Raw genomic sequence first — 13,234 nt, 5'->3', positions numbered from 1 at the left:
TTAAAGGTTTAAAATTTGAAATTATAAGTAACAGAAGGCACAATACCAAAAATAGAAGTTTGTACAGCTTCGTTTCTTAGGGTTTCGTCATTTTGACTAAAATTAATAGAAGCCGCATTTTGACGGTTGTATAGGTTGTAGATACCAAAAACCCACTCTCCTTGTAATTTTCTATTTTTATTTTTTCTAGGTGTTAATGTTGCAGAAACATCAAATCGATGAAATAATGGAAGTCTATCTGCATTTCTGGTATTGTCATTAAAAACAGGAATTGTTAACGCTTCAAATTGATATTGACCTACAGGATAATTTGTTGGTTGCCCTGTTTGTAGCACAAAATTTGCGTTAAATTGCCATTTTTCATTTAATTCATAACCTGCATTAATAGATAAGTCATGTGTTTTATCAAACGGTGTGCTATACCATTCTCCATTATTTATTCCTGGTTCATTAGCAGTTCTACCAGGTGTTTGTTGCTCTGATCTAGACAATGTATAAGCCAGCCAACCAGTAAATTTACCTCTATTTTTTTTAAACAAAAGTTCTAAACCATAAGCTCTTGCTTGTCCGTTTAAAATTACCGTTTCAATTTCATTATTGGCAACTAAATTAGCTCCATTTATGTAATCTATTCTATTTTGAATGTCTTTGTAAAATGATTCTACTTCTAAAGAATAATCTCCTTCTTTTAAAGAACTAAAATACCCAACAGCAAACTGATCTAGTAATTGAGGATCTATATACTTTCCACTTGGCGCCCAAATATCTAATGGAGTAGGTGAAGCAGTGTTTGTTAGCAAGTGTAAATATTGCACCATTCTGTTGTAGCTTGCTTTAATAGAAGTATTATCATTTAAAGTATAAGAAGCAGAAAGTCTTGGTTCTAAGTTATGAAAGTTAGAAATTAGATCAGTTCTTTTAAATGTATCAACTCCTGTTGCATCAGCAGATTCGTATTTTTTAAATTCTTCATTATAAATTACAGCTTTATCATTTGTATATGTATTTAATTCATCTTGTCCTAAACGCAGAAAGTTACTAAAACGGATACCATATTGTAATCTAAAATTATTAGTAATTTTATGTTCTACATCTATATAACTAGCAAGTTCAATGGCATGTTTTTGGGTTAATTCTTCTGCTTGAACACCATCTTCTCTATTTGGTGCAATTTTTCCAGGATTAAAGTTACTGTATATGTTATTAATTCCGTAACTTAATTTTATTTTATTACTTATATAATGGTTGATATCATATTTTAGATTAAAGTTTGTAATTCCAGACTCCCATTCAAACCCAACAAAATCTAATGTTAAACCATAAAAATAATCAGAATAAATTAATGATAGATTAGAAAATATTTTATCAGAAAAAAGATGATTCCAACGTAAATTCCCAACAGAATTCCCATAAGTATTTACAAAGCTATCATTAATGCCAAATACATCTTTACCAAAATAACCCGAAAAGAAAAGACTGTTTTTATCATCTAAACGAAAGTTTATTTTAGTGTTTAAATCATAAAAATAAGCAGTATTGTCATTATCAAAAAGCGGTAAAAATAAATGAGCATAAGAAGATCTACCACCAATTAAAAACGAACTTTTTTCTTTTTGAATAGGACCTTCTAATAACAATCTAGAGGAAACTAAACCAATACCACCAGTTGCTTTAAATTCTTTACTATTTCCTTCTTTTTGATAAATATCTAAGACTGAAGATAATCTACCTCCAAATTTTGCAGGAATACCTCCTTTGTATAATTTAACATCTTTAATTACATCAGGATTAAAAACCGAGAAAAAGCCGAATAAGTGAGAGGAATTAAAAACAATTGCTTCATCTAATAGTATTAAATTTTGATCTGCAGCACCACCTCTTACATTAAAACCAGAAGCTCCCTCACCAGCACTTGTTACACCAGGTAATAAAATTAAAGATTTTATAACATCTGCTTCTCCTAAAACAACTGGTATTTTTTTAATACTAGCAGAGGTTAGCCTATTTACACTCATTTGTGAAGTTTTAATGTTTAGTGCCTCCACATTACTTTTTATAACAATTTCATTCAAACTTTCTGTTTCTTCTTTTAGTTTGAAGTTTTTTGTAAGTTTTTCCCTTATGTTAATAGTCTTTAAAATTGTTTTGTATCCCAAATAACTAATTTGTAGTTTTTGAGTTCCTTCTGGAACTGTGATAGAATAGAATCCATATTCATTTGTAGTTGTTCCTGAATTTAGTTCTGGAAAGTAAATCGAAACTCCAATTAAAGTTTCATTACTACTATCGTCATAAATAGTACCACTAATAGTATGTTTTTCTTGACTTAAAGCGTTAAAAGCTATTAAAAACAACAAAAAAAACATTTTTTTTATGTGCAACATCTTCTTTCTATATTATATTCTTAATTTTCAAAAATACGATAGTAAAATTTAATAGAATGTTAAAATATGGGTAATTATAAACGAATAAAAACCAATGAATAAACATTGGTTTTTATTAAAAAAATATTTTTTCTGATATTTAAATAGAAGCTAAAATACTATTTAAAGTAGTATTTGGTCTCATTGCAGCATCTGCTAAAGTATCTGTTGGTTGATAATAACCACCAATATTTACAGCACTTCCTTGAATTTCATTTAATTCTGTTGCTATTTTAGTTTCATTCGTTTTTAAATCATTGGCAATCTTTGTAAAAGCAGCTTTTAAATCAGCATCTTTATTTTGCTTTGCCAAACCTTCTGCCCAATACATTGCCAAATAAAAATGACTACCTCTGTTATCTAATTCACCAACTTTTCTTGAAGGAGATTTGTCGTTTTCTAAAAATTTATCAGTAGCATCATCTAAAGTTTCTGCTAATACTAAAGCTTTAGCGTTGTCATTTGTATTTCCTAAATGCTCTAAAGAAACAGCTAATGCTAAAAACTCTCCTAAAGAATCCCAACGTAAATGATTTTCTTCTACAAATTGTTGCACGTGCTTTGGAGCAGAACCTCCAGCACCAGTTTCAAACAATCCTCCACCATTCATTAAAGGAACAATAGATAACATTTTTGCAGAAGTACCTACTTCTAAAATTGGGAATAAATCTGTTAAATAATCACGTAAAACGTTACCAGAAACAGAAATAGTGTCTTCACCTTTAGCAATTCTTTCACAAGTAAATTCAGTTGCTTTTATAGGCGATAAAATTCTGATATCTAAACCAGAAGTATCGTGTTCTGGTAAATATTTATTTACTTTTTTAATGATTTCTGCATCATGAGCTCTATTTTCATCCAACCAAAAAACTGCAGGTGTTTCTGAAGCTCTAGCTCTTGTAACAGCTAATTTAATCCAATCTTGAATTGGTAAATCTTTAGCCTGACACATTCTCCAGATATCTCCTTCTTCAACATTGTGTTCTAAAAGTGTATTTCCATCAGTATCAACTACTACTACTTTTCCTGCAGAAGCTATTTCAAAAGTTTTATCATGAGAGCCATATTCTTCAGCTTTTTGAGCCATTAAACCAACATTGGGCACTGTACCCATTGTTGTAGGGTCAAAAGCACCATTCTTTTTACAGAAATCTATTGTTGCAGCGTAAATACCTGCATAAGAACTGTCTGGTATTACAGCTTTTGTATCTTGTAACTCTCCTTTAGCATTCCACATTCTACCAGAAGTTCTAATCATTGCTGGCATAGAAGCATCAATAATTACATCAGAAGGTACATGTAAATTAGTAATTCCTTTATCAGAATTTACCATGGCTAAGTCTGCATTTTTTTCAAAAGCAGTTTCAATATCTTTTAAAATTTCTGCTTTCTTCTCAGCAGAAACTTCCTCTAGATTACTTATTAAATTACCAAAACCATTGTTTACATCAACACCAATTTCATCAAAAGTTGCTTGATGTTTAGAAAATACATCTTTAAAATATGTTCTTACAGCATGCCCAAAAATAATAGGGTCAGAAACCTTCATCATAGTAGCCTTCATGTGCAGAGAAAGTAATACATCTTGTTCTGCTGCGTCTGTAAATTCTTTATCCAAGAAATTTAATAATGCATTTTTGCTTAATACACTAGCATCTATAACCTCACCATCAATAATAGATATGTTTGCTTTTAATGTTGTTTCTGTATTGTTATTTGCAATATGCTTTATATGAAGATTTGTTGCTTTATTAATGGTAACAGATTTTTCATTGTGTGCAAAATCTCCTTCACTCATGGTTGCAACATGCGTTTTAGAGTCAGCACCCCAAACACCCATTGAATGTGGGTTTTTGCGTGCATAGTTTTTTATAGCTTTTGGAGCTCTCCTGTCAGAATTACCTTCACGTAAAACAGGGTTTACAGCAGAACCTTTTACTTTATTATATAATGCTAAAACAGCTTTTTCTTCATCTGTATTTGCTTCTTCGGGGTAATTAGGTATTTTATAACCTAATGTCTGTAATTCAGAAATAACAGCATTTAATTGAGGTACAGAGGCACTAATGTTTGGCAACTTAATAATATTAGCCTCTGGCTTTTTAGCCAAATCACCTAAAAAAGCCAATGCGTCTTCTACCTTTTGATCTTCTGTTAAGTAGTCTGAGAAATTAGCAAGAACTCTTGCTGCTAAAGAAATGTCTTTAACTTCGATTTCTATATTTGCAGATTTTGTAAATGCTTTTACAATAGGTAAGAAAGATCTTGTTGCTAAAGCTGGTGCTTCATCTGTTTTAGTATATACTATTTTAGCTATTTTACTCATTATGAGATGTTTTTTTAATTGTTATTTTTTTACGAATTATTTTTCAAAAAAAAAGTGGAACAAATTTAAGAATTATTAACGATACTTTTATTGATAAATTATTATTAATAACACTATTTTTAGGAGTTTCTAATAATAAATATAAGGTTTTGTTAAGAATATTAATTTAAAACAAAATAAAAGCCATATATAACAATTGCTTGTTAAAATATGGCTTATTTAAAATAGTTTAAAGTAATGTTTTATGTATTGCTACAAAAAAATATAAAGGTCAAATTTTATATTTATTAAAAAAGAAATTACTTTTACTAAATCTGTATTAGAAACGTTTTTAAAACGTTACTATAATTTATTCACTTGATAACAACATGAGCTTTATGAAGACTTTATGTTAAATTAACCTGTAAATTATTTTTCAAATATAAAATTGTTTTTTGTTTATGCGAATTTTTTGAGGAAATAGTAATCAACATATTATGTAGTATAGTTATTAACATTTGTTCATGAAAAAAGCGTTGTGAACATCACAACGCTTTTTTTAAATCCTATGTAAAAGAAATTATTTTCTTCTTTTTTCAGTAATTCTAGCTTTTTTACCAGTAAGACCTCTAAAGTAGAAAATACGTGCTCTACGTACTTTACCTCTTTTATTTACTTCAATTTTTTGAATAGAAGGTAAGTTTACAGGAAATATTCTTTCTACTCCAACAGTACCAGACATTTTTCTGATTGTAAAAGTTTCTGAAGCTGCAACTCCTTTTCTTTGAATAACTACACCTCTAAAAAACTGAGTACGTACTTTTTCACCCTCCTTAATTTCGTAATAAACTGTGATTGTATCACCAGCTGCAAATTCTGCAAATTCTTTTTTTGCTACAAATTCGTCTTGAACAAATTTTACTAAAGATTCCATATCTTTTAATTTAATTGATTTTGTAAAGCAACATTCACGATTTTTTCGTCAGAGGTTATTTTAGCGGTTGCAAAAGTAATCATTATTTTTTGTTGATAAAACTAATATTTAATTATTTTTTGCTATGGTAGTTATTAAAATAACAAATGCATCTTATTTTCAATCAAACAACTATACTTTTAATTGTTTTTTATTCCTTTAATAAATCAGGTCTTATTTTTTCAGTTCTTTCATAAGCTTGGTCGCTTCTCCAATCTTCAATTTTAGGAAAATTACCAGATAATAATACATCAGGTACTTTCATGCCTTCATATTCAGCAGGTCTTGTATAAACAGGTGGAGATAATAAATTGTCTTGAAAAGAATCTGTCAAAGCCGATTGTTCATCACCAATAACCCCAGGAATTAAACGTACAATAGTGTCTACTAAAACAGCAGCAGCTAACTCTCCGCCAGTTAAAACATAATCTCCAATAGAAATTTCTTTGGTTATGTATTTGTCTCTTATTCTTTGGTCTACTCCTTTATAATGACCTGTTAAAATGAGTATGTTTTCTTTTAAAGAAAGTGTATTTGCTGTGCCTTGGTTTAATGTTTTTGCATCAGGAGTCATATATATAACCTCATCATAGCTTCTTTCTAATTGTAATTTTTTAATACAGTTTGCAATTGGTTCAATCATCATAACCATGCCAGCACCACCACCAAATTGAGTGTCGTCTATTTGTTTGTAGTTACCCAAACCATATTCACGTAAATCGTGAATTACAATTTCTGCCAAACCTTTGTCTTTTGCACGTTTAATGATAGAATGATTAAACGGGCTTTCTAATAAGTTTGGGGCTATTGAAATAATATCTATTCGCATGTTTGCAAATGTAACATTTTTGTAGGTTTTTAAAAGAAGAGTTTTATAGATTCTATTTCTTATCAGTAGGTTTAAAAAAGTAGTATCAATTTATTTTAGTTGATAATAATTATTACTTAATTTTGCTATTAATATGGAAGAATTAACTTTAACAACACCCGCACTTTTATTTTCTGCAATTTCATTAATCATGCTTGCTTACACAAATAGATTTTTAGCCTATTCTGCAGTCATAAGAAATTTACACGATATTTATTTAGAGAAACAAGACACGTCATTATTAAGGCAAATTAAAAATTTAAAATTGCGTTTAAATTTAACAAGGTGGATGCAAATTTTTGGCATTTCAAGTCTATTATTTTGTGTGTTAACCATGTTTTTAATCTACATTAACTATCATCAAATTGCTGCTTGGGTTTTTGGTGCTGCTTTAATTTTACTAATTATGTCTTTAACTTTGTTGATAAAAGAAATACAGATTTCATCTCAAGCACTACAACATCATATTGCAGATATTGAAGAGCATTTAAAAAATAAATAAATCTAATTTTAGATTTATTTATTTTTAACAAAAATTAATTTATGCCTACTTTTTGATGCTTCTCTTTGGTCTAATTCAAACTTACCAATAGATTTAATGAGTGGTGTTAGCTTGTCAAAACCGTAGTTTCTAGAATCAAAATTAGGCTGTTTCTTTTGAAGTAAACTTCCAACATCGCCCAAAAATGCCCAACCATCTTCGTCCGATAAATCAGAAATGGTAGAAGAAATTAATTTAATCACTTTTGATGTAATTTTATCAACACTATCTTTTTCACTTTCTTTCTGGTTGATGCTTTCTTTCTTTTCGGTTTGTTTTCTAATAATTTCTATGTAAATAAATTTATCACAAGCAACAATAAAAGGGTTTGGTGTTTTTTTCTCTCCAATACCAATAACTTGTTGGCCAGCTTCTCTTAATCTAGTTGCTAATTTTGTAAAATCACTATCACTAGAAACTAGGCAGAATCCATTTACTTTTTCTGAATATAAAATATCCATGGCATCAATAATCATAGCAGAGTCTGTAGCGTTTTTACCTGTTGTATAAGCATATTGTTGAATGGGAGTTATTGCATTTTCTAACAACAAATTTTTCCATTTAGACAAATGAGGCCTTGTCCAATCTCCATAAATCCTTTTAATGGTTGGGTTTCCATATTTCGCAACTTCTTCCATCATTTCTCTTACGTGTGCAGAAGGAATATTGTCTCCATCAATTAATACTGCGATATTCATATTCTTAGTCATAATTTATTCAGAATCAAAATTAATGTTTCGAGCGAAGTTAGTTTTTTCTCAACAAAATCTTGTTCATTTTTTGAAATTAAAGATAGTTTTATCTTATCTTAAAATTATCTTTGCAAAATCAGAAAAAATGAATTAATTAAAAAGTTATTATTCATCATTATTTACAAAAATATTTTTTGTACATCTAATTAAATAGACATCGTATTTTTTAACGAGTTAATAAATTGTTTATCAGTTTTTTAATAGAATGTATTTGGGTTGGATATAATATATAAATTCATATAAATGTACTCTAAAACAGAATAATAGTGTATTTTTGGTAGCTGATTATAACTTAAATAATTAAAGAACAAACAAATGGCAAATACATTATTTGACAAGGTATGGGATTCACACGTTGTTCGTCAAGTTAAAGACGGACCAGATGTGTTTTTTATAGACCGTCATTTTATCCACGAAGTAACAAGTCCCGTAGCTTTTTTAGGATTAGAAAGTAGAGGGAATAGTGTTGTATATCCAGAGCGTACTTTTGCTACTGCAGATCATAACACACCAACAATAAACCAACATTTACCTGTAGAAGATCCTTTGTCTGCAAATCAGTTGGATGCATTAGAAAACAATGCAAAAAAGCACGGTATTTCTCACTGGGGTTTAGGAGATGTAAATAATGGAATTGTACATGTTGTAGGACCAGAAAACGGAATTACATTACCAGGAGCAACTATTGTTTGTGGAGATTCTCATACATCAACTCATGGTGCTTTTGGTGCTATTGCCTTTGGTATCGGTACTTCAGAGGTAGAAATGGTATTATCTACACAATGTATTATGCAACCAAAACCAAAATCGATGCGTATTAACGTAAACGGAAAATTAGGTTTAGGTGTTACACCAAAAGATGTTGCTTTGTACATTATTTCTAAACAAACAACTTCTGGTGCAACAGGTTATTTTGTTGAATATGCAGGAGATGTTTTTGAAAATATGTCAATGGAAGGTCGAATGACTGTTTGTAACTTATCTATTGAGATGGGAGCAAGAGGAGGTATGATTGCTCCAGATGCAAAAACATTCGAATATTTAAAAGGTCGTTCTCAAACACCTAAAGGAGCAGATTGGGACAAGGCAATGAAATATTGGGAAACTTTATATTCTGATGAAAATGCAGAGTTTGATGTAGAGTTTACTTATGATGCAGCAGATATTGAGCCAATGATTACTTATGGTACCAACCCAGGAATGGGAATGGGTGTAACAAAATCAATTCCTTTAGCAGAAAATGTAGAAGGTGGTGTAGATACTTATAAAAAATCTTTAGGGTATATGTCTTTTAGTGAAGGCGACTCAATGATTGGTAAAGAAATTGACTTTGTATTTTTAGGTTCTTGTACAAATGGACGTATTGAAGATTTTAGAGCATTTTGTTCTATTGTTAAAGGGCGTAAGAAAGCAGACAATGTTACTGCTTGGTTAGTGCCAGGTTCACATAAAGTAGTAGATCAAATTAATGCAGAAGGATTAGATAAAATAATTACAGACGCAGGTTTTGTTTTAAGAGAACCAGGTTGTTCTGCTTGTTTGGCAATGAATGATGATAAAATTCCACAAGGAAAATTATCTGTTTCTACTTCTAACAGAAACTTTGAAGGAAGACAAGGACCAGGTTCTAGAACTTTATTAGCAAGTCCTTTAGTTGCAGCAGCATCTGCAGTTAGTGGAGTTGTTACGGATCCAAGAACGCTTCTTGTATAGTTTGCAGTTCACAGTAGGCAGTTTTCAGTCAAAAACTGATTTTTTGCTAACTAAATAATATTTGAATAACATAATGACTGCCAACTGAATACTGGCAGACTGAATACTTAAAAATATGGCTTACGATAAATTTGACGTACTAACAAGTACAGCATATCCATTACCTACAGAAAATGTAGATACAGATCAAATAATACCTGCTCGTTTCTTAAAAGCAACAGAGCGTAAAGATTTTGATATTAATTTTTTCCGTGATTGGAGATTTGAACAAGATGGAACACCAAAAGCAGATTTTCCTTTAAATAAAGATATTTATGCAGGTTCTAAAATATTAGTAGGAGGTAGAAACTTTGGTTCTGGTTCTTCTAGAGAACACGCAGCTTGGTCTGTGTACGATTTTGGATTACGTTGTGTAATTTCTTCTGCATTTGCAGATATCTTTAAAAATAACTGTTTAAATGTAGGGGTTTTACCTGTACAAGTTTCGGCTGAATTTGCAGATACATTATTTGCAGCAATTATGGCAGATCCTAAAACAGAAATTAAAGTAGATTTACCAAACCAAACAGTAACTTTAGTTGCAACGGGTGAATCTGAATCTTTTGTAATTAATACTTACAAAAAAGAGAATATGTTAAACGGTTTTGATGATATAGATTACTTAAAAAACATCGAAAACGAAATTGCTGCTTTTGCTGAAACAAGACCGTTTTAATTATTAAAAAGTCTTCGACAAGCTCAGACTGACATACAGATTGCCACAATTGTAATTTGGATCAACAATGTCACACTGAGCTTGTCGAAGTGATTTAAGTTAAGTAGATGACCCAGAGAAAAATAGAAATAATGGATACGACACTGCGTGATGGCGAACAAACATCAGGAGTGTCGTTTTCAGTTTCTGAAAAATTAACAATAGCAAAATTATTATTAGAAGAATTAAAAGTAGATCGTTTAGAAATAGCATCTGCCAGAGTTTCTGAAGGCGAATTACAAGCCGTTAAAAAGATTACTTCTTGGGCCTCAGAAAATAATTTTTTAGAAAATATTGAGGTTTTAACATTTGTTGATGGAGGGAAATCTATCGATTGGATGCTAGAAGCTGGGGCAAAAGTTCAAAACTTATTAACCAAAGGTTCTTTAAACCATTTAACACATCAACTTAAAAAAACACCAGCACAACATTTTGCAGATATTAAAGCTACCATTGAATTAGCTGCAAAACATGATATTAAAACCAATGTGTATTTAGAGGATTGGTCTAACGGAATGCGTAATTCTAAAGATTATGTTTATGAATATTTAGATTTTTTAACTACTCAAAATATAGAACGTGTTTTATTACCAGATACTTTAGGTGTTTTAACACATACTGAAACTTTTGAGTTTATTTCTGAAGTTCGTGAAAAATACCCAAACACACATTTCGATTTTCATGGTCATAATGATTATGATTTAGGGGTTGCCAACGTTATGGAAGCTGTAAAAGCAGGTGTAAATGGTTTGCATTTAACCATAAATGGGATGGGAGAACGTGCAGGCAATGCACCAATGGCAAGTGTTATTGCTGTTATTAATGATTTTCTTTCGGATGTAAAGATTTCTGTGAATGAAAAGGCGTTACATAAAGTTAGTAAATTGGTAGAAACCTTTTCAGGCTTTCGAATTCCTGTAAATAAGCCAGTTGTTGGTGCCAATGTTTTTACTCAAACTGCTGGTATTCATGCAGATGGAGATAATAAAAACAACTTGTATTTTAACGATTTAATGCCTGAGCGTTTTGGTAGAAAACGTAAATATGCATTGGGTAAAACATCAGGCAAAGCCAATATTCAGAAGAATTTACAAGATTTAGGTCTAAGTTTGAATGATGAAGAGCTTAAAAAAGTAACCCAAAGAATTATAGAATTAGGAGATAAAAAAGAGGTGGTTTCTCAAGAAGATTTGCCTTACATTATTTCTGATGTTTTAGATAGTGATACTATTGAAAAACGTGTTGTTGTAGAAAATTATGTTCTTGGGCATGCTAAGGGTATGAAACCCTCTACCACTTTACAATTAAGAGTAGAAGGTGTGCAGTATGAAGCCCATGCACAAGGAGATGGACAATTTGATGCCTTTATGAATGCATTACGTAAATTGTACAAAAGGCATAGTAGAAAAGAAATACCTTCTTTAATAGATTATGCTGTAAGAATACCTCCAGGAAGTAATTCTGATGCTTTATGTGAAACAATTATTACTTGGAAATTACAAGAAAAAGAATTTATAACTCGTGGTTTAGATTCAGATCAAACAGTATCTGCTATTAAAGCTACAGAGAAAATGTTAAATATCATTTAAAATGCCATTTGCTTTTAGCTTTTGCTATTAGCTAAATAATAACTCAAAATAAATTACCAGCTGTTTTATTGAGCTAATTGCCAATTGTTAACAGCTAAAAGCTTAAAAATATGAAATTAAATATCGCAGTATTAGCAGGGGATGGAATTGGTCCTGAAGTAATAGATCAAGCATTAAAAGTATCTGATGCTATTGCAAAAAAATTCAATCATGAAATTACTTGGAGACCTGCTTTAACTGGTGCAGCAGCAATTGATGCAGTTGGTGAGCCTTATCCAGATGCAACACACGAAATTTGTGCGTCTTCAGATGCAGTTTTATTTGGAGCAATTGGGCATCCACGTTTTGATAATGATCCTTCTGCAAAAGTAAGACCAGAACAAGGTTTATTAAAAATGCGTAAAAAGTTAGGTTTATTTGCAAATGTAAGACCAACGTTTACGTTTCCTTCTTTGTTAGATAAATCGCCTTTAAAAAGAGAACGTATAGAAGGTACAGATTTGGTTTTTTTACGTGAATTAACTGGAGGAATTTACTTTGGTGAAAAGGGTAGAAGAGATGAAGGAGAAACTGCTTTTGATAATTGTGTATACACAAGAGCAGAGGTGCAAAGATTAGCCGTAAAAGGTTTTGAATTGGCAATGACGCGTGGTAAAAAGTTATGTTGTGTTGATAAAGCTAATGTTTTAGAGACTTCAAGATTATGGAGAGAAACTGTACAAGCAATGGAAAAAGACTATCCAGAAGTGGAGGTTTCTTATGAGTTTGTAGATGCAGTTGCAATGCGTTTGGTTCAGTGGCCAAATAGTTATGACGTTTTAATTACTGAAAACTTATTTGGAGATATTTTAACAGATGAGGCTTCTGTAATTTCTGGTTCTATGGGCTTAATGCCTAGTGCTTCTTTAGGTTCTGATATTGGTTTATTTGAGCCAATACATGGTTCTTACCCTCAAGCAACAGGTTTAAATATTGCAAATCCAATGGCAACCGTTTTATCAGCTGCAATGATGTTTGAAAATTTTGGTTTACAAGCAGAAGGACAAGCAATTAGAGATGCTGTAAATAGTGCTTTAGATAAAGGAATTGTAACAGAAGATTTAGCTGATGGAGGTAAAGCTTATGGAACAAATGAAGTAGGAGACTGGTTGGCAGAGAATATCTAATCTATACTATTTATATATTAAAAAAGCTCTCGTAAACTCGAGAGCTTTTTTTGTTTAAACTTTAAAATATATTAGGCACTTTCATAAGTATATAAATACTTGTTTATCAATTAAATAAGTTGTATTTTAGATAAAACAAAACCCCGAAAA

General features: G+C 30.8%; 10 protein-coding genes. 5 read left to right on the top strand and 5 right to left on the bottom strand.

The window, feature by feature from the left end; genetic code table 11:
* Window positions 1-8: 8 nt before the first annotated feature.
* From Q0731_RS06195 to trmD, 4 genes are all read right to left on the bottom strand, one after another.
* Entirely contained in the window at window positions 9-2,384 is a 2,376-nt protein-coding gene (locus Q0731_RS06195) for a TonB-dependent receptor (protein WP_299061378.1), read from the bottom strand.
* Window positions 2,385-2,523: 139 nt separating this feature from the next.
* Window positions 2,524-4,749, bottom strand: coding sequence for an NADP-dependent isocitrate dehydrogenase (locus tag Q0731_RS06190; protein ID WP_299061375.1), 2,226 nt, complete (start codon window positions 4,747-4,749; stop codon window positions 2,524-2,526).
* 559 nt (window positions 4,750-5,308) lie between these two features.
* A complete protein-coding gene (rplS, locus tag Q0731_RS06185) occupies window positions 5,309-5,662 on the bottom strand; it encodes a 50S ribosomal protein L19 (RefSeq protein ID WP_299061373.1) in 354 nt (117 codons plus the stop codon).
* Window positions 5,663-5,852: 190 nt separating this feature from the next.
* Window positions 5,853-6,530 (bottom strand): tRNA (guanosine(37)-N1)-methyltransferase TrmD, encoded by a 678-nt coding sequence (gene trmD / locus Q0731_RS06180; RefSeq protein ID WP_299061370.1) that lies wholly within the window; start codon window positions 6,528-6,530, stop codon window positions 5,853-5,855.
* Between the two features lie 133 nt (window positions 6,531-6,663).
* Here trmD and Q0731_RS06175 point away from each other — a divergent pair, with 133 nt between their 5' ends.
* Entirely contained in the window at window positions 6,664-7,071 is a 408-nt protein-coding gene (locus Q0731_RS06175) for a DUF2721 domain-containing protein (RefSeq protein WP_299061367.1), read from the top strand.
* Window positions 7,072-7,085: 14 nt separating this feature from the next.
* Here Q0731_RS06175 and Q0731_RS06170 read toward each other — a convergent pair whose 3' ends face one another.
* On the bottom strand, window positions 7,086-7,808 hold the full coding sequence (locus Q0731_RS06170) for an NYN domain-containing protein (protein ID WP_299061364.1): 723 nt from the start codon (window positions 7,806-7,808) through the stop codon (window positions 7,086-7,088).
* Window positions 7,809-8,177: 369 nt separating this feature from the next.
* Here Q0731_RS06170 and leuC point away from each other — a divergent pair, with 369 nt between their 5' ends.
* From leuC to leuB, 4 genes are all read left to right on the top strand, one after another.
* Entirely contained in the window at window positions 8,178-9,575 is a 1,398-nt protein-coding gene (gene leuC / locus Q0731_RS06165) for a 3-isopropylmalate dehydratase large subunit (protein ID WP_299061361.1), read from the top strand.
* A 115-nt stretch (window positions 9,576-9,690) separates the two neighbouring features.
* The gene (gene leuD, locus Q0731_RS06160) at window positions 9,691-10,290 is read left to right on the top strand and encodes a 3-isopropylmalate dehydratase small subunit (protein WP_299061358.1); all 600 of its coding nucleotides are present in this window, start codon (window positions 9,691-9,693) and stop codon (window positions 10,288-10,290) included.
* A 107-nt stretch (window positions 10,291-10,397) separates the two neighbouring features.
* On the top strand, window positions 10,398-11,918 hold the full coding sequence (locus Q0731_RS06155; RefSeq protein ID WP_299061356.1) for an alpha-isopropylmalate synthase regulatory domain-containing protein: 1,521 nt from the start codon (window positions 10,398-10,400) through the stop codon (window positions 11,916-11,918).
* A gap of 110 nt (window positions 11,919-12,028) precedes the next feature.
* Window positions 12,029-13,084 carry a 3-isopropylmalate dehydrogenase gene (leuB, locus tag Q0731_RS06150; RefSeq protein WP_299061353.1) on the top strand — a complete coding sequence of 352 codons (1,056 nt, stop codon included), beginning with the start codon at window positions 12,029-12,031 and terminating at the stop codon, window positions 13,082-13,084.
* Window positions 13,085-13,234 lie beyond the last annotated feature (150 nt).

Source organism: uncultured Polaribacter sp., from assembly GCF_947497695.1.
Classification (GTDB): Bacteria; Bacteroidota; Bacteroidia; order Flavobacteriales; family Flavobacteriaceae; genus Polaribacter.
The sequence above is the reverse complement of the archived record's forward strand: the minus strand, read 5'-3'. Positions and strand labels throughout refer to the sequence as shown.